Source organism: Acidovorax sp. SUPP3334 (genome assembly GCF_030159055.1).
Lineage (GTDB): Bacteria > Pseudomonadota > Gammaproteobacteria > Burkholderiales > Burkholderiaceae_C > Paracidovorax.
On the sequence record NZ_BQXQ01000010.1, the window covers coordinates 1 to 16334 of the forward strand.

The following is a 16334-nucleotide window of genomic DNA, read 5'->3' on the forward strand; positions in this document are numbered from 1 at the left end:
GCGACCTTCCAATGTCAATCTGGCATTCTTATGGCTGTTCATCCGGTGGGATCCCTCTGTGACTCTGAAGCGTGTTAACTCCAGTTTCCCAGACCCATTCGGGTGAACAACCTATTGAGACATCACATCTAGTCCACTGCGGAAATGCTGGACGAAGAACAAAGGGGGCTGTCCGCTGGAGTCATTGCCCCAGCGGCGATAGGCGAACTTGTCGCCATCCACGTCAATGAAGCGGGTGGGGGCTGTCACGTGAGTGTTTTCCATGTCCAGCAGCCTTTTAAGTAGAGTCCCGTCAATGATGTCGATCATCATCTTTGATGTCAAGAATTTAGATGATATTTGACATCAATGTATATTCAATGCTCCGCCGATGGCGCAGGCACAGGCACAGGTATTCCTGACATGAAGGTCACTAAAGCACAGGCGCAGGCGAACCGGGCGCACATTGTTCAGACGGCATCTGCGCTGTTTCGCCAGCGTGGTTACGAAGGCGTGGGGATCGCGGAATTGATGGCGGCCGCCGGCTTCACCCATGGCGGGTTTTACAAACACTTCCCATCCAAGGCAGACCTGCTGGCACAAGCAGCGACTTTCGGTTTTGAACAGGCCGTGGCCAACGCGGAAGGGGTCGATGCGGCCGAATTCGTGAGGCACTACCTGTCCCGGCAGCACCGCGATTCGCGCGGCGACGGTTGCACGTTGGCCGCGCTGTCCGGAGACGCTGCGCGTCATCCAGAGCCGATCAAGGCAGTGTTTTCAACCGGTATTGAAAGCCTGTTGGCGACGCTGGCCAGACAGTCTGATGCGCCGGAGGACGAAAAACAGGAAGGCGACTTGCGTGCAAAGCGCATCGAAGTGATTGCGCAGGTGATTGGCGCCCTCGTGCTGTCGCGGGCCTGCCCTGACGATTCACCACTCGCGGACGAGATTCTGGATGTCTGTCTGGCGGCAGCGCTACAGAGGCAGCCTTTCACCTGTGCGACCTAGACGCTCCAACCGGGAGCGACTATGTGGTGGACTGCCTCTGGTCCGCGGTTGCAGCAGTGCTTTGGACCCGCACCTTTGAGGATTGCTTGCGCTGCGCGATCTGCTTTGGCAACGACACGGACACCACGGCTTGTGTCGCTGGGGGATGGGCTGGGTTGCTGTACGGCGAGGAATCCATTCCATTGCGGTGGCGAGAGCAATTGCGAGGCAAGCATCTGGTGGAGCCGCTGCTTGAACGCTTGATCGCATGCTGGGACTGACTTCGACCAGAACCGGCTTCCCGCGAAGCCCGTGATGGCTACCGCTCAAGGTCTGCGCATCTCTCCCGAGAAAATGCAGTCGTCCGGCAGGGGTGAATCGGGTGCATCCAGGTGCGCCTGCATGGCTGAATTCTTGGCCTCTGCGTCGGGGCCTGAGCATCTGAAGCCCTTCTTGAAGAAAAATTCGGCTGCGCCTTCGTGTTGGCAGAGCAGGTGGTGGAAGGCAACTGCCGCTGCTGCTGGATGTTCTCAGCCATGGCCAGAAGCTGACTGCCAACGCCGCTGAATCGCCTTCGATTCGCGTTTTCGATGGTCAGCCCTTTCAGGGCGCCGGGCAGCGGCGCCAAGCTCATGGTGCCCAAGTGCGTGCTTCTCGTCGGGCTCGTGCTGCGCAGTTCGACGATGGTGGCGCTGCCAGAGGCTCGGGTGACCTGCTCCGCGGGGAGATACCGGTTCTGGGACTTGCCATGGATGCGAGTCATGGGCTAAAGCTGTGCGGTGAAAGGGTAAGCGGCGTCGAAAGCCGATTGGACATTCCATGGCTCAGATCGCGCTTTGCGTTCGCGAAGCAGCTCGGCGGTGCCCGAATTCTTCAGTGCCGTGACCGGGTCTTGCCCCTCGCGGCAAGTGCCAGACTGCGCTGCCACAATCGTTCCATGACCCGCCCCATCGCTTCTACCTCCCCTGGCATCGCCACCCCCGGGGTTTCCCGGCAAGACCTGCAGCGCGCCTTCGACACCCTGCTGCAGCCCGAGCGCTTCAAGGACTACGGCCCCAACGGCCTGCAGGTCGAAGGCAAGGACCGCATCGCGCGCATCGTGAGCGGCGTGACGGCCAGCCGGGCGTTGATCGATGCGGCCATCGAGGACGGTGCCGATGCGATCTTCGTGCACCACGGCCTGTTCTGGCGCGGGCAGGACGGCCGCGTGACGGGCTGGATGAAGCAGCGGCTGCAGCGGCTGCTGGCCCACGACATCAACCTCTTCGCCTACCACCTGCCGCTGGATGCGCACGCCGAACTGGGCAACAACGCGCAACTGGGCCGCGTGCTGGGCGTGGCGGCCGATGCGCGCTTCGGCGAGCAGGATCTGGGCTTTGCCGGACCGGCGCAGTTCGCCGATGCGCAGGCCCTGGCCCGGCACGTGGAGGGCGCGCTCGGCCGCCCGGTGACGCTGGTGCAGCCGGAGCCCCGGCCGATCACCCGCCTGGCCTGGTGCACGGGCGGGGCGCAGGGCTATTTCGAGGGTGCGATCGCCGCCGGGGCCGATGCGTTCATCACCGGCGAGATCTCCGAGCCGCAGGCCCACCTGGCGCGCGAGACGGGCGTGGCCTTCATCGCAGCGGGGCACCACGCCACCGAGCGCTACGGCGCGCCCGCCGTGGCCGAGCGGGTGGCGGCGCAGTGGGGCATCGCCCACCGGTTCATCGAGATCGACAACCCGGCCTGAAACGCTTTAGCTATCAAAAATATAGCAATATGCCCTAGTGCTTATTGTGCTGGCGGGCAAAAAGGCTTGATGCCCTCCACTACATCACCCGCCCGTACCACCACACCGACAGCGCGGCCGCCAGCAGCATGAGCACCGCGCCGGCCAGCGCGAACAGGGCGGATACCTCGGTTTCCTTCTTTTCCACCGTGAGGCGCGAGCTGAGCGTCTCGTACACCTTCTGCAGGTCGGAGGCGGTGGCTGCGTGAAAGTATTCCGCATTGGTGCGCAGCGCCACGGATTTCAGCGTGTCTTCGTCCAGCCGCACGCGCATGGACCAGCCTTCGAACCCGATGGTCTCGCCCGCCACCGTGCCCACGCCCACGGTGTACACGCGCACGCCCCGGTCGGCAGCCCACTGCGCGGCTTCGAGCGGGTCCACGCCCGTGGTGCGCTGGCCGTCGGTGAGCATGATGATGGCGGCCGAGGTGTACGAGCCCGGCGCTACGGGCGTGAACGGCTTCCTGCCCTGCGCCCGGCCCACCTCGTCGATGGGCTGCGAGCGCATGGCCTGCCGCCCGCCCAGCGCGGCGATGTCGATGCCCGAGTCGGGAAAGAGCGTGGCCAGCGACAGCAGGATGCCGTTGCCCGTCGCCGTGCCGCGCTGCAGCTGGAAGCTGTCGATGGCCTTCACCAGGTCTTCATGGTTCTGCGTGGGCAGCTGCGCCAGCTGGGCGCTGCCGGCGAACGCCACCACGCCCACGCGCACATGGCGGGGCAGGTCGGCGATGAAGGCCTTGGCGGCGTTCTGCGCGGCGGTGATGCGGTCGGGCAGCACATCGGCGGCGCGCATGCTGCCCGAGACGTCCATGGCCAGCATGATGGTCTGCTGCTGCGAGGGCAGGGTGATGACGGCCAGCGGGCGGGCCGCCGCCAGCAGCAGCGCGGCCAGCCCCAGCAGGAACAGCAGCGGCGGCACGTGGCGCCGCCAGGTCGTGCGCCCGCCCAGGGCTTCGCGCACGAGCCCCAGGCTGGGGTAGTGCAGGGCGGTGGCGCGGCGGCGGCGCAGCAGCCAGGCGTACAGCAGCACCAGCACCGGCAGCACTGCCAGCAGCCAGAGGAACGAGGGCCAGAGAAAGACCATGGTGCGGCGGCTCCTGCTTTTTCTTTCTAGGCGGCCCGGGCCGCGGCGTGCCAGGGCGCGGGGGGGCGGTACGCGGGCTTGGCGGGCTGGCGGCCCCGCAGTTCCATGAAGCGGACCAGCGCGTCCAGCAGGTCGTCGCCGGTCGCCAGCTCCAGCGTGTCGGCGCCGGCGCGCGCCAGCGATTCACGCAAGGCGGCCTCGCGCTGGGCGGCCAGCCGCGCGAAGCGGTGGCGGAAGGCCTTGTCGCGCGTGTCCACCTGCAACTGGTCGCCGGTTTCGGGGTCGCGCAGGGTGACCAGGCCGACGTCGGGCAGCGCCAGTTCCAGCGGGTCCAGCAGGCGCACGGCCACCACGTCGTGGCGCTGCGCGAGCTGGGCCAGGGGCTTTTCCCAGCCGGGCGCGGTGATGAAGTCCGACACCACGAACACGGCCGAGCGGCGGCGCACCGTGCCCAGGGCCGTGCCCAGCAGGTGCGACAGGTCGGTGGCGCCGGGGGGCGCCTTCGCAGGCCCGGGCACCTGCAGCAGGCGGTGCAGCAGGTGCAGCACGTGGGCGCGGCTGGCACGCGGCGGCAGGATGGCGTCCACGCCCGGGGCGCGCCCTGCGCTGGCGGGCGCTGCGGTGGCCGAAGGGGCTGCGGCCCCCGCGCCGTACAGCATGGCGCCCACGCGGTTGCCGTGGCGCGTGAGCAGGCGCGCCAGCACGGCCACGAAGCCCGCGAGGATGTCGCGCTTGGCCTGCCCCGGCGGCCCGAAATCGACCGACGGGCTCAGGTCCAGCAGGAACCAGGCCGCCATCTCGCGGTCTTCGGAGAACACGCGCACATGCGGCACGGCAAGCCGCGCGGTCACGTTCCAGTCGATGTGGCGCACGTCGTCGTGCGGCTGGTATTCGCGCAGGTCGGCCAGGTCCAGCCCACCGCCGCGCAGCAGCGTGCGGTAGTCGCCCTGCAGCAGGCCGTCGAGCCGGCGGATGACCGTCCATTCGAGCTGGCGCAGCAGGCGCTCGGCCTGGCCGGGCAGCGCCGCCGCCGTGCCGCGGGCAGCGGACGGCGCGCTGGCGGCGCCGGCGCGGGGGTCAGGCACGCTGCGGCTCATGGCGGGCCCCGTTCTGGGCGTCGTGGTGCAGGGGGCGCGGCGGAGCGGGCAGCTTGCCCATCAGCTGGCCGATGAGCGCATCGGCATCGAGCCCATCGGAGAGCGCTTCGTACGACAGCGTGATGCGGTGGCGCAGCACGTCGGGCGCCAGGTCGGCCATGTCTTCGGGCAGCACGTAGGCGCGGCCCCGCAGCATGGCCAGTGCGCGGGCGCCTTCGGCCAGGTGGATGGTGGCGCGGGGGCTGGCGCCGCAGGCGATGCGCGGCGCCATGTCGGCCAGGCCGTACTGGGCGGGCGCGCGCGTGGCGGCCACCAGGCGCACGGCGTATTGCAGCAGCGACGGGTCCACATACACCGTGCGGCACTCGGCCTGCAGCGCGGCGAGCTGGCCGGTGGTGGCCACGGCGGCCACCTGCACGGCCGGCGCGAGCGCGCGCTGGGCGATGACGAACTCTTCCTCTTCGGTGGGATAGCCCACGAGCACCTTCATCATGAAGCGGTCCACCTGGGCCTCGGGCAGCGCGTAGGTGCCTTCGGTCTCGATGGGGTTCTGCGTGGCCATCACCAGAAAGGGCTCGGGCACGCGGTGCGTCTCGCCGGCAATGGTGACCTGGCGCTCCTGCATCACCTCCAGCAGCGCGCTCTGCACCTTGGCCGGCGCGCGGTTGATCTCGTCGGCCAGCAGCAGGTTGGTGAACACCGGGCCGCGCGTGGTGCTGAACTCGCCCGTGCGCTGGTTGTACATGCGCGTGCCCACCAGGTCGGCGGGCACCAGGTCGGGTGTGAACTGGATGCGCTTGAACTGGCCCTGCACGGTGCTGGCCAGGGTCTTGACGGTGAGCGTCTTGGCCAGGCCGGGAACGCCTTCGACCAGCAGGTGGCCCTGCGACAGCATGGCCACCATCACGCGCTCCAGAAAGCGGTCCTGCCCGACCACGACGCGCTTGACCTCGTAGAGGATCTGCTCCATCAGCGTGGCGGTGCCGGCGGGCTGCGAAGGGGTGTCCATGGGGCGGGCTCCGAGAGAGGGGGGACGGATGGTGGAGGGGATCATCTTTGTCTAGAACGGCGGCATGCCGACGGCGGCCGCCGCGTTCTCGATGGGCACGGCGAAGCCGATGCCGATGAAGGTGCGCGCGGGCGTGGGGTTCAGGATGGCGGTGACGATGCCGACCACCTCGCCATCCAGCGTGACGAGCGGCCCGCCCGAATTGCCGGGGTTGGCGGCCGCGTCGAACTGGATCAGGTGCTGCAGCTCGCGCTTGCCCTCGGGCGAGTCGAATTCACGCTCCAGCCCCGACACCACGCCGGCCGAGGCCGAGGGGCCGATGCCGAACGGAAATCCCACCGCCACCACCGGGTCGCCCGGGCGCAGGTTCTGCGTGGAGCGCAGCGGGGCGGCCACCAGGTCGTCGGGAATCTTGTGGGCCTGCAGCACGGCCAGGTCGTTCTCGGGCTGCACGCCGGTCACGCTGGCGCCGGCCTCCATGCCGTCGGCGAACGTGATCTGCACGCGCGTGGTGCCCTGCACGACATGCAGGTTGGTCAGGATCACGCCCTTGTCCACGATCACCACGCCGGTGCCGATGCCGCGCTCGACCTCCTTGCCTTTCTTGGTGCGGCTGTAGCCGATCACCCGCACCACCGACGGCGCGATGGTTTGCACGGCCCGTGCCGTGGCGGCAGGCAGGGGCTGCGTCTCCAGCGTGCGCAGCACGGCGGCGTCGATGTCCTTTTGCGTGAGGGGGGGCGCAGACGGGCGCTGGCCCATCCACACGCTGGCGGCAAGCAGCGCCGACAGCAGTGCGATGGCGGCCCAGAGGGCGCGCTGGGTCTGGGTATTGGTATTGCGCTGGCCGCGCGGGCCAGGAAGGGCGGAAGGGGAGGTGACGGGGGCGGGCTGGCCCGCAAGGCCGGGCGGCGAGGCGGCCGCGCCGGTGCCGCGCGGTGTGGCGGCCTCTTGGGCAGGCGCCTCGGGGGCGCTGCGCCGGTCGGAGCGGGAGCTGCTGTAGCGGGGCGGCCTTTGCATGCTGACACCTCTGAAAGCGGGCGCGCCACAGAGGGTGGCGGCGGACCGTTCACGGTAGCACGGAAAAGACCGCCGCGCGTGTGACAGGGCGTATCGAGGGCCTGTCGATGCCTATAGAGGCCTATAGAGGCCCATTGAGACTTATCGATGGCGCATCGGCGGGGCATGCGCGTCGGGCATCATCGGCGCATGGACACCTGGATCGACACCCATTGCCACCTGGATGAGTTCGAGGCCCATGCCGGCCTCGAACACCTGGACCGCGTGCGCGGCGAAGCGGCCAAGGCCGGCGTGGCCCACTGCGTGCTGCCTGCGGTCGAGCTCTCCAACCTGGACGCCGTGCGCCGCCTCGCGCACCGCCATGGCGACAGCTACGCGCTGGGCATCCACCCGCTCTTCACCGGCCGCGCCGGCGACCGCGACGTGGACGCGCTGGCCGAGGCGCTCGCGGCGCACCATGGCGATCCGCGCCTGGTCGCCATCGGCGAAATCGGCCTCGACTACTTCGTGCCGGAGCTGGACGGCCCGCGGCAGGAGCGCTTCTACCGTGCCCAGCTGCAGCTCGCCCAGCGGTTCGATCTGCCGGTGATCCTGCATGTGCGGCGCTCGTGCGACAAGGTGCTCAAGGGCCTGCGCGAGCGGCGCGTGCGCGGCGGCATCGCCCATGCCTTCAACGGCAGCCTGCAGCAGGCCGAGGCGTTCATCGCGATGGGCTTCAAGCTCGGCTTCGGCGGCGCGGTCACGTTCGACCGCGCGCTGCAGCTGCGGCGGCTCGCGGCGGAACTGCCGCTCCAATCGCTGGTGCTGGAGACGGACGCCCCCGACATTCCGCCGCACTGGCTGTACGTGACGGCCGCCGAGCGGGCCGCCGGCGCACCGCCGGCGCGCAACACGCCCGGCGAGCTGCCGCGCATCGCCGAGGTGGTGGCCGGGCTGCGCGGCATGCCGGTGGACGAGCTGGCGCAGGCCACGCGGGCCAATGCCATCGCTGCGCTGCCCCGGCTGGCGGCGCTGCTGGAGGCATCGAAGGTTCAATGAAACCAAAGGGACTGAGGACTTCAAGGCTTTCAGGCCTCCAGCGCAATCAGCACTAGGGGGTGTTGCTATTGAATTGATAGCTACCGCCACCGACGGGTTCCGGCGCCTTCTTCCGACCATTTTTCTCCCCGAAGCGCATCGATCATGGATGGCAGCCATGGACCGTCTTTCCAATCCTCCCACTGTTCCCCTTCCGCCCGGGCCGGCGCCGGCGCCCGGGGCTCCGCGCCTGGCCGGGCTGGCACCGGTGGTCTCCCCGTGCACGGCGGTGCTGGTGCTGGGCAGCTTTCCCGGCGCGGCATCGCTGCGGGTGGGGCAGTACTACGGGCATCCGCAGAACCACTTCTGGCGCATCCTGCAGGCGCTGTGGCCCGCGCAGCCGCTGCCGGGCCGGGACGATTACGCCGGGCGCTGCGCGTGGCTGCTCGACCATGGCCTCGGCCTGTGGGACGTGTATGCGGCCTGCGAGCGCGAGGGCAGCCTGGACGCCGACATCCGCAACGCCGTGGTGAACGATTTCCAGGCGCTGCGCGGCCAGTGTCCGCGGCTGGCCGCCATCGCCCACAATGGCGGGGAGAGCTTCCGGCACGCCAAGGCCGTGCGCACGCAGATGGGCCTGCCCCCTCCACTGCGGGAGGGCAGCGTGCATTCCCTGCGTCTGCCCTCCACCAGCCCGGCCAATGCGTCGTGGAGCTTCGAGAAAAAACTGAACGCCTGGGCCACGGCCCTGGCCCCTTATGGATTGGTGTGACGATTTGACCCGCAAGAAAACCGCCAGCGAAACCTTCCCGGAGGTGAGCGTCTCCGACGACGGCGAGGTGCGCCACCTGCACCTGGGCACCCCCTGGATACAAGGCTCCATGCGCGTGGCCGAGCCGTTCGGGCTCGAACTGGAATACGTGCAGCGCATGATGGCCTGGCTGCTCTTCGTCGAGCCCGCCAGCGTGACCAAGCGCCATGCGATGCAGCTGGGCCTGGGGGCGGGCGCGCTCACCAAGTTCTGCCACAAGAAGCTGCGCATGTGCGCCACCGCCATCGAGCTGAACCCGCAGGTGCTGGCCGTGTGCCGCGCCTGGTTCAAGCTGCCGCCCGACGGCCCCAAGCTGCGCGTGGTGCTGGCCGATGCCGCCCAGGAGATCCGCAACCCCATGTGGCTGGGCACGGTCGATGCCCTGCAGGTGGACCTGTACGACCACGAAGCCGCCGCGCCCGTGCTCGACAGCGCCGACTTCTATGCCGACTGCCGCGCGCTGCTGTCCGAGGACGGCGCCATGACCGTCAACCTCTTCGGCCGCGCCTCCAGCTACGAGCGCAGCCTGGGCAAGATGGCCGAGGCCTTCGGTGCCGATGCGCTGTGGGCGTTCAAGCCCACGCGCGAGGGCAACACCGTGGTGCTGGCGCAGCGCACGCCCACCCGGCCCAGGCGCGCCGACCTGCTCGCGCGGGCCGAGGCGATCCAGGCCCGCTGGGATCTGCCGGCCGCCAAATGGCCGCGCGGCTTCAAGCCGGTGGCCGCATGACCGCAAGGCCGCCGCGTTCCGGGCCGATGCCTGAACCGGCGCCCGGGCTCTCGTCCGTTCGCGTTTCCGTCTCTCTCGGGTTCATCCCTTTGAACGAGGTCCTTTCATGAGCACCGCTGCCGCCCCCCCCGCCGATCCGAAGCCCACGTCCCCCGCGTACACCGGGCCGCTGGAGTGGCGGCGGCTGGTGGACTGGCTGCGTGCCGATGGCGTGATCTCGGCCGAGGAGGCCGCCCGCACCATCGCGCGCTGCTCGCAGGCCGAAAGCCGCCAGCACCCGCTGGTGCGCCTGGCCAACGTGGCCATGGCCCGCGCGAGCGACGGCCGCCCGCTCGACGCCGAGCTGCTCACCCAGTACCTGGCGCAGCGCAGCGGCCTGGGCTACCTGCGCATCGACCCGCTCAAGGTGGACGTGGGCCGCGTGGCCGACACCATGAGCGCCAGCTACGCCGAGCGGCACAAGGTGCTGCCGGTGCAGGTCACGCCCAAGGAAGTGGTGATCGCCACGGCCGAGCCCTTCATCGACGACTGGGTGGCCGAGGTGGAGCGCCAGGCGCGCCGCACCGTGCGCCGCGTGGTGGCCAATCCGCAGGACATCCAGCGCTTCACCGCCGAGTTCTTCGCGCTGGCCAAGTCGGTGCGCGCCGCGCAGAAGGCGGGCGGGGCGTCGGCGGGCAACAGCTTCGAGCAGCTGGTGGAGCTGGGCAAGAGCAACAAGCAGCTCGATGCCAACGACCAGGGCGTGGTCAAGGTGGTGGACTGGCTGTGGCAGTACGCCTTCGACCAGCGCGCGAGCGACATCCACCTGGAGCCGCGCCGCGAGCAGGGCGTGATCCGCTTTCGCATCGATGGCGTGCTGCACCCGGTCTATCAGATGCCCATGGGCGTGCTCAACGCCATGGTGGCCCGCGTGAAGCTGCTAGGCCGCATGGACGTGGTGGAGCGCCGCCGCCCGCAGGACGGCCGCATCAAGACCCGCAACCCGCGCGGCGACGAGGTGGAAATGCGCCTGTCCACCCTGCCCACGGCCTTCGGCGAAAAGATGGTGATGCGCATCTTCGACCCCGACAACGCGGTCAAGGACCTGGACGCGCTGGGCTTCTCGCAGCACGACGCCACCCGCTGGGAGGCGCTGGTCAAGCGCCCGCACGGCATCATCCTGGTGACCGGGCCCACGGGCTCGGGCAAGACCACGACGCTGTACTCCACCTTGAAGCGCGTGGCGACCGAAGAGGTCAACGTGAGCACGGTGGAAGACCCGATCGAAATGATCGAGCCCAGCTTCAACCAGACGCAGGTGCAGCCGCAGCTCGACTTCAACTTCGCCGAAGGCCTGCGCGCGCTCATGCGCCAGGACCCGGACATCATCATGGTCGGCGAAATCCGCGACCTCGCCACCGCCGACATGGCCGTGCAGGCCGCGCTCACGGGCCACCTCGTGTTCAGCACGCTGCACACCAACGACGCGCCCAGCGCCGTCACCCGGCTCATGGAGCTGGGCGTGCCGCCCTACCTCATCAACGCCACGCTGCTCGGCATCCTGGCCCAGCGGCTGGTGCGCACGCTGTGCAAGCAGTGCCGGCAGAAAGACGAGGCATCGTCCGCCGAGGCGCTGGCCGAAGTGGTCAAGCCCTGGAAGCTCAATGGCGGCTATCAGGCCTACAAGCCCGTGGGCTGCGTGGACTGCCGCATGACGGGCTTTCACGGCCGCATGGGCCTGTACGAATTGCTCACCGTGAGCGAGGCGCTCAAGGACCGCATCAACCAGGCCCCCTCCATCGACATGCTGCGCCGCCAGGCCGTGCAGGACGGCATGCGCCCCCTGCGCCTGGCCGGTGCGCTGCGCGTGGCCGAAGGCACCACCACGCTCGAAGAAGTGATCGCGGCCACACCGCCGCTGGAGTGATCCCGGGGCCTTCGCGGCCCGCCTGAAAACAGGTCGAAAACGTCTCTTTCACAAGGCGCCACCCTGCTGTTTTCCCTAGGCGCTGGATAGGTGGAATCCACATAAATCCCTGGCGGACCGGACTGCACAATCGCCCGTCAAGTTCTTGTAAGGAGACGTTTTCGTGAAAATCAAGAGCCAGAAAGATTTCTTTTCGGGCCTCATGTTCATGGGGGTGGGTGTGGCCTTCGCGGTCGGCGCCTCCAACTACAACATCGGCAACGGAGCCCGCATGGGCCCCGGTTACTTTCCCCTCATCCTCGGCATCATCCTCGCCATCCTGGGCGCGGCGATCACGTTCTACGCCACGGTGGTGGAGAGCGTGGACGGCGACAAGATCGGCAAGTGGGCATGGAAGCAGCTGTTCTACATCCTGGCCTCGAACTTCGCGTTCGGCGTGCTGCTGGCGGGGCTGCCCTCGTTCGGCGTGCCGGCCATGGGGCTGATCGTCGCCATCTACGCACTGGTGTTCATCGCCAGCCTCGCGGGTGAGACGTTCAAGGCCAAGGAAGTGTTCGTTCTCGCCACCGTTCTCGCTGTGGGCAGCTACGTGGCTTTCGTGTGGGCGCTGAAGCTGCAGTTCCCGGTGTGGCCCAGTTTCATTTCGGGTTGATCAGGAGCATCGAAAACCATGGAATTGTTTGACAACCTGGCGATCGGCTTCGGCGTCGCCTTCACGTTTCAGAACCTCATCTACTGCTTCGTCGGCTGCCTGCTGGGCACGCTGATCGGCGTGCTGCCGGGCATCGGCCCCGTGGCCACCATCGCCATGCTGCTGCCCGCAACCTACGCGCTGCCCCCCGTGGCCGCGCTGATCATGCTGGCTGGCATCTACTACGGTGCGCAATACGGTGGATCGACCACCGCCATCCTGGTGAACCTGCCGGGCGAGTCATCCTCGGTGGTGACCGTGATCGACGGCTACCAGATGGCGCGCAAGGGACGCGCGGGGCCCGCGCTGGCAGCCGCCGGCCTGGGCTCGTTCTTCGCCGGTTGCGTGGGCACGCTGATCCTGGCCGCGTTCGCGCCGCCGCTGACCGAAGTCGCCTTCAAGTTCGGCCCCGCCGAATACTTCTCGCTGATGGTGCTGGGCCTGATCGGCGCCGTGGTGCTGGCTTCGGGCTCGCTGCTCAAGGCCGTGGCCATGATCGTGCTGGGCCTGCTGCTGGGCCTGGTGGGCACCGACGTGAACTCGGGCGTCGCCCGCTACAGCTTCGACATTCCTGAACTGACCGACGGCATCAACTTCGTCGTGATCGCCATGGGGGTGTTCGGCTACGGCGAAATCATCGCCAACCTGTCCAAGCCCGAAGACGACCGCGAGGTGTTCACCGCCAAGGTGCAGGGCCTGATGCCGACCAAGGAAGACTTCAAGCGCATGATCCCCGCCGTGCTGCGCGGCACGGCGCTCGGCTCGGCACTGGGCATCCTGCCCGGCGGCGGTGCGCTGCTGGCGGCCTTCGCGGCCTACACGATCGAAAAGAAGACCAAGCTGCAACCTGGCGAAGTCCCGTTCGGCAAGGGCAACATCCGCGGTGTGGCGGCCCCTGAATCGGCCAACAACGCCGGTGCGCAGACCTCCTTCATCCCGCTGCTGACGCTGGGCATTCCGCCCAACGCCGTGATGGCGCTGATGGTGGGTGCGATGACCATCCACAACATCCAGCCTGGTCCCCAGGTGATGACGAGCAACCCCGAACTCTTCTGGGGCCTGATCGCCTCGATGTGGCTCGGCAACGCGATGCTGATCATCCTGAACCTGCCGCTGATCGGCCTGTGGATCAAGCTGCTGACCGTGCCCTACCGCTGGCTGTTCCCCTCCATCGTGCTGTTCTGCGCGGTGGGCGTGTACGGCACGAACAACAACACGTTCGACGTGTGGCTGGTCGGCATCTTCGGCTTCATCGGCTACCTGTTCCACAAGCTGGGCACCGAGCCTGCGCCGTTGCTGCTCGGGTTCATCCTGGGCCCGATGATGGAAGAGAACCTGCGCCGCGCCCTGCTGCTGTCGCGCGGCGACTGGAGCGTGTTCGTCACGCGCCCCATCTCTGCCGGCCTGCTGGCTGCCGCCGTGCTGCTGCTCATCATCGTGCTGCTGCCCGCCGTGAAGAACAAGCGCGAGGAAGCCTTCGTCGAGGACTGACGCCCGGTTGGGTACCCCTTCACGATTGAGAAAAACGGCACCTTCGGGTGCCGTTTTTCTTGGGACTGGTGGGTAGGGGCGCTGGAGGCTCAGGGCATGATTTCGGCATCGGTCAGCGGTGGGCAGTCAGCGCACTCTGGCGGAATGTTCTCGAACACCACATCGCGCCCTACACGCACCTTGTTCATGGGTGGGTTGAGATACCAATACAGCTGGCCGTTGATCCAGAGGTCTACGACATCGCTTTCCCCGAGCAGAGTTTCGGGCGCGATCCGATACAGGCGCACGAAAGACGGCATCTTGAAATCAGGGTGAATAAGGCTCTGCAGCAACGAGGCTTCGTAGTATTCCAATCGATAGACGTTGCGTGGGCTGATCGCAGTGTGGAACAGTTTGGGTTGGGAGCCGTACCAAAGCCCGAAACCCAACGGAACGATCAAAAGCCAGAGCCATTTTTTTCGGTATTTCCAGGTCATTGGCTTTCCAGTCACCATGAAATTTTTTGCGGGAATGGTAGCTGCACCCGACGCACGTCCGACAACACCATGAAGTCGCCTCCCTTTTGGTGCTTGGCCCGCCAATCGCGAAAGTCCTTGTTCTGAACGACGTACTTGTAGCCCTGAACGACAGCAGGGGATTCGTCCACCAGCACTTCTCCGAGCGGCACGCTCCACTGGGTACGAACGCCGCATTCCACGCCATTGAAGCCCCAGCAGCCCAGAGGCTGTGAAATGAAAGATTGGCCATCGTTGAAATCGTATGCATCGCGCAGATAAAAGCCCAGTTCAGTGATTTCGATGGTCGCTTTGTCCATGCCTTGAGGGGTCACCATTCCAGACGCTGCCACGTTGATCTGCGCTTCGCCCATGGCGCCATAGAAGTCATCCATGGGATCGCTCCATTGGCCGAAAGCCAGGTAATTCACCTGACAGGTGTCTTCGAGAATTTTGGCGGGCTGGGCTAAGTTGCCGAAACGCCAGCATTGGTGGCTGCGTCCAAGACTTTCCTGTTTCACACGGTCTTTCAATTGCGCAATTCCTGCCGGGCTCGCCCATTTCGCTTGCAAACGGGCCATTGCAGCCTGCACACGCGCAAAGCCTAAGGCCCACGCCATGGAGACGGTATTCTCGTCAAGCTGCGTCGAGGGCAAATGACTCAAACGCTGACCTGCCACGCTGCCTTTGACTTGCGGGGTCATCTGGTACGCCGCACCGTTGAACCACCGCTCCATCAATGCTGCTGCCACTGGCCACCCCAGCCGAGAGCGCATCACCGAAGGGATGTCCCTCAACTGGAACAAGCGGGTGGCGTATTGCGGTGTGTTCTTGCGCCCGAGAATGGACTGCAGGGTTTCCTGCGGTGCCTTCAAAAGATCGACCATCACTTCCTCCATTTTGTTTTTCAGTCACGCTGAGACTTGCGTGACCGGGGCGGATTATGGAGAGTAAACGGGCCCAATCCAGCCGCAGTACTGCACGGATAGATTGCAAAATGTAACTTGAAAGCAAATCGGTGCTTTCCCTCGCAGGATTGTCTCGCCGCGTTCCTGATGAGGGGCCGACCACCGCCGGTATCGCCAATCGCGGGGCGGGGCGCGCGCAGTGCCGATGGCCGTTCGTGCGCCCTGCATGCGACACTGAATGCGCACCCCGGCACACGCACCGGGGAATGCCAAACCCGCCGAATCCATGCAGCAGTCCTCACCCCCCGATACCTCCCTTTCCACCGCACCGGCCATCGACGTCTCCGCTGCCGTGCCAGCAGGGCCCGGGCAGCCTTCGCCCGCGCCGAACGCCAGCGTGGCCGCCGGCATGGCGCTGGCACTGGTGGGCGCCATCGCCTTCAGCGGCAAGGCCATCATCGTGAAGCTGGCATACCGCCATGGCGTGGATGCGGTGACGCTGATCATGTACCGCATGCTTTTCGCGCTGCCGATCTTCGCGGCCATGGCATGGTGGGCCAGCCGGGGCAAGGCACCGCTGACGCGCCGCGACTGGGCGGGCGTGGCGTGGCTGGGGTTCACGGGGTACTACCTGGCGAGCTTTCTCGATTTCGCCGGCCTGGCGTACATCAGCGCCGGGCTGGAGCGGCTGATCCTGTATCTCAACCCGACGCTGGTGGTGCTGCTGGGCTGGGCGCTGTATGGCCGCGGCATCCGCTGGGGCCAGATGCTGGGCATGGCGATCAGCTACTGCGGCGTGGTGCTGGTGTTCGGGCACGAGGCGGGCCTGCAGGGCGCGTATGTGGCCTGGGGCGTGCTGTTGGTGTTCCTGTCGGCCGTGAGCTATGCGGTCTATCTGGTGTACAGCGGCGAGATGGTCAAGCGCATCGGCTCGCTGCGCCTGGTGGGCCTGGCGACCACGGTGGCCTGCGTGTGCTGCCTGGTGCAGTTCGTGGTGCTGAGGCCCATGTCGGCGGCTGCGGTGGCGCCCGAGGTGCTGTGGCTGTCGCTGCTCAATGCCACGCTGTGCACGGCGGTGCCGGTGCTGCTGGTGATGATGGCGATCGAGCGCGTCGGCGCGGGCATGGCGGCGCAGGCCGGCATGGTGGGGCCGCTGTCCACCATCCTGATGGGGGTGTGGCTGCTGGACGAGCCCTTTACGCTGTGGGTGGCGTGCGGCACGGCGCTGGTGCTGGCGGGGATTTTCGTGTTCACCCGCATGGCGGCCCGCAAGCCCGCGGGCCACTGATCGGCTGATCGGCTGGAGGGGCGGGCGAAGCCGCCGGCCGCCAGTCCTGATGGA

The 16334-nt window shown here is 67.2% G+C and carries 17 protein-coding genes; 10 read left to right on the forward strand and 7 right to left on the reverse strand.

Annotated features, from left to right (window positions below; genetic code table 11):
- Positions 1-111: 111 nt before the first annotated feature.
- Complete coding sequence (locus tag AVHM3334_RS07305) at positions 112-312, reverse strand: hypothetical protein (protein ID WP_284410950.1); 201 nt, start codon at positions 310-312, stop codon at positions 112-114.
- A gap of 90 nt (positions 313-402) precedes the next feature.
- On the opposite strand from AVHM3334_RS07305, the gene AVHM3334_RS07310 reads away from it, so the two are divergent.
- The 3 genes from AVHM3334_RS07310 (at position 403) to AVHM3334_RS07320 (ending at position 2695) form a co-directional block, all read left to right on the forward strand.
- The gene (locus AVHM3334_RS07310) at positions 403-987 is read left to right on the forward strand and encodes a TetR/AcrR family transcriptional regulator (RefSeq protein ID WP_284410952.1); all 585 of its coding nucleotides are present in this window, start codon (positions 403-405) and stop codon (positions 985-987) included.
- 56 nt (positions 988-1043) lie between these two features.
- On the forward strand, positions 1044-1247 hold the full coding sequence (locus tag AVHM3334_RS07315) for an ADP-ribosylglycohydrolase family protein (RefSeq protein WP_284411163.1): 204 nt from the start codon (positions 1044-1046) through the stop codon (positions 1245-1247).
- A gap of 656 nt (positions 1248-1903) precedes the next feature.
- Entirely contained in the window at positions 1904-2695 is a 792-nt protein-coding gene (locus AVHM3334_RS07320) for a Nif3-like dinuclear metal center hexameric protein (protein WP_284410954.1), read from the forward strand.
- A gap of 79 nt (positions 2696-2774) precedes the next feature.
- Here AVHM3334_RS07320 and AVHM3334_RS07325 read toward each other — a convergent pair whose 3' ends face one another.
- The 4 genes from AVHM3334_RS07325 to AVHM3334_RS07340 are packed head-to-tail and all read right to left on the reverse strand — an operon-like array spanning position 2775 to position 6944.
- The gene (locus AVHM3334_RS07325) at positions 2775-3818 is read right to left on the reverse strand and encodes a VWA domain-containing protein (protein ID WP_284410956.1); all 1044 of its coding nucleotides are present in this window, start codon (positions 3816-3818) and stop codon (positions 2775-2777) included.
- A 26-nt stretch (positions 3819-3844) separates the two neighbouring features.
- A complete protein-coding gene (locus AVHM3334_RS07330) occupies positions 3845-4915 on the reverse strand; it encodes a DUF58 domain-containing protein (protein ID WP_502869876.1) in 1071 nt (356 codons plus the stop codon).
- Positions 4896-5924 carry an AAA family ATPase gene (locus AVHM3334_RS07335; RefSeq protein WP_284410960.1) on the reverse strand — a complete coding sequence of 343 codons (1029 nt, stop codon included), beginning with the start codon at positions 5922-5924 and terminating at the stop codon, positions 4896-4898. The genes AVHM3334_RS07330 and AVHM3334_RS07335 overlap by 20 nt, the downstream gene beginning before the upstream one ends.
- Positions 5925-5975: 51 nt before the next feature.
- Positions 5976-6944 (reverse strand): S1C family serine protease, encoded by a 969-nt coding sequence (locus AVHM3334_RS07340; RefSeq protein ID WP_284410962.1) that lies wholly within the window; start codon positions 6942-6944, stop codon positions 5976-5978.
- 189 nt (positions 6945-7133) lie between these two features.
- Between AVHM3334_RS07340 and AVHM3334_RS07345 the strand changes: the two genes are divergently transcribed.
- The 6 genes from AVHM3334_RS07345 (at position 7134) to AVHM3334_RS07370 (ending at position 13590) form a co-directional block, all read left to right on the forward strand.
- Positions 7134-7982: a TatD family hydrolase gene (locus AVHM3334_RS07345; protein WP_284410963.1), complete on the forward strand. Its 849-nt coding sequence runs from the start codon at positions 7134-7136 to the stop codon at positions 7980-7982.
- A 157-nt stretch (positions 7983-8139) separates the two neighbouring features.
- Positions 8140-8733, forward strand: coding sequence for a DNA-deoxyinosine glycosylase (locus AVHM3334_RS07350; RefSeq protein WP_284410965.1), 594 nt, complete (start codon positions 8140-8142; stop codon positions 8731-8733).
- Positions 8720-9502 (forward strand): class I SAM-dependent methyltransferase, encoded by a 783-nt coding sequence (locus AVHM3334_RS07355; protein WP_284410968.1) that lies wholly within the window; start codon positions 8720-8722, stop codon positions 9500-9502. The genes AVHM3334_RS07350 and AVHM3334_RS07355 overlap by 14 nt, the downstream gene beginning before the upstream one ends.
- 106 nt (positions 9503-9608) lie before the next feature.
- Complete coding sequence (gene tfpB / locus AVHM3334_RS07360; protein WP_284410970.1) at positions 9609-11408, forward strand: type IV pilus assembly ATPase TfpB; 1800 nt, start codon at positions 9609-9611, stop codon at positions 11406-11408.
- A gap of 163 nt (positions 11409-11571) precedes the next feature.
- On the forward strand, positions 11572-12060 hold the full coding sequence (locus tag AVHM3334_RS07365; RefSeq protein ID WP_284410973.1) for a tripartite tricarboxylate transporter TctB family protein: 489 nt from the start codon (positions 11572-11574) through the stop codon (positions 12058-12060).
- A gap of 18 nt (positions 12061-12078) precedes the next feature.
- Positions 12079-13590, forward strand: coding sequence for a tripartite tricarboxylate transporter permease (locus AVHM3334_RS07370; protein WP_284410975.1), 1512 nt, complete (start codon positions 12079-12081; stop codon positions 13588-13590).
- 89 nt (positions 13591-13679) lie between these two features.
- Here AVHM3334_RS07370 and AVHM3334_RS07375 read toward each other — a convergent pair whose 3' ends face one another.
- Positions 13680-14066 carry a hypothetical protein gene (locus AVHM3334_RS07375; RefSeq protein ID WP_284410977.1) on the reverse strand — a complete coding sequence of 129 codons (387 nt, stop codon included), beginning with the start codon at positions 14064-14066 and terminating at the stop codon, positions 13680-13682.
- Positions 14067-14077: 11 nt separating this feature from the next.
- Positions 14078-14971, reverse strand: a complete 894-nt coding sequence (locus AVHM3334_RS07380; RefSeq protein ID WP_284410979.1) for a DUF6402 family protein — start codon at positions 14969-14971, stop codon at positions 14078-14080.
- A 430-nt stretch (positions 14972-15401) separates the two neighbouring features.
- On the opposite strand from AVHM3334_RS07380, the gene AVHM3334_RS07385 reads away from it, so the two are divergent.
- Positions 15402-16280 carry a DMT family transporter gene (locus AVHM3334_RS07385; protein ID WP_284411165.1) on the forward strand — a complete coding sequence of 293 codons (879 nt, stop codon included), beginning with the start codon at positions 15402-15404 and terminating at the stop codon, positions 16278-16280.
- Positions 16281-16334: the final 54 nt, after the last annotated feature.

Coding starts and splice junctions, on each gene's coding strand:
- AVHM3334_RS07305 (WP_284410950.1), bottom strand. CDS start 312: ATGATGATCGACATCATTGACGGGACTCTACTTAAAAGGCTGCTGGAC.
- AVHM3334_RS07310 (WP_284410952.1), top strand. CDS start 403: ATGAAGGTCACTAAAGCACAGGCGCAGGCGAACCGGGCGCACATTGTT.
- AVHM3334_RS07320 (WP_284410954.1), top strand. CDS start 1,904: ATGACCCGCCCCATCGCTTCTACCTCCCCTGGCATCGCCACCCCCGGG.
- AVHM3334_RS07325 (WP_284410956.1), bottom strand. CDS start 3,818: ATGGTCTTTCTCTGGCCCTCGTTCCTCTGGCTGCTGGCAGTGCTGCCG.
- AVHM3334_RS07330 (WP_502869876.1), bottom strand. CDS start 4,915: ATGAGCCGCAGCGTGCCTGACCCCCGCGCCGGCGCCGCCAGCGCGCCG.
- AVHM3334_RS07335 (WP_284410960.1), bottom strand. CDS start 5,924: ATGGACACCCCTTCGCAGCCCGCCGGCACCGCCACGCTGATGGAGCAG.
- AVHM3334_RS07340 (WP_284410962.1), bottom strand. CDS start 6,944: ATGCAAAGGCCGCCCCGCTACAGCAGCTCCCGCTCCGACCGGCGCAGC.
- AVHM3334_RS07345 (WP_284410963.1), top strand. CDS start 7,134: ATGGACACCTGGATCGACACCCATTGCCACCTGGATGAGTTCGAGGCC.
- AVHM3334_RS07350 (WP_284410965.1), top strand. CDS start 8,140: ATGGACCGTCTTTCCAATCCTCCCACTGTTCCCCTTCCGCCCGGGCCG.
- AVHM3334_RS07355 (WP_284410968.1), top strand. CDS start 8,720: ATGGATTGGTGTGACGATTTGACCCGCAAGAAAACCGCCAGCGAAACC.
- tfpB (WP_284410970.1), top strand. CDS start 9,609: ATGAGCACCGCTGCCGCCCCCCCCGCCGATCCGAAGCCCACGTCCCCC.
- AVHM3334_RS07370 (WP_284410975.1), top strand. CDS start 12,079: ATGGAATTGTTTGACAACCTGGCGATCGGCTTCGGCGTCGCCTTCACG.
- AVHM3334_RS07375 (WP_284410977.1), bottom strand. CDS start 14,066: ATGACCTGGAAATACCGAAAAAAATGGCTCTGGCTTTTGATCGTTCCG.
- AVHM3334_RS07380 (WP_284410979.1), bottom strand. CDS start 14,971: ATGGTCGATCTTTTGAAGGCACCGCAGGAAACCCTGCAGTCCATTCTC.
- AVHM3334_RS07385 (WP_284411165.1), top strand. CDS start 15,402: ATGGCGCTGGCACTGGTGGGCGCCATCGCCTTCAGCGGCAAGGCCATC.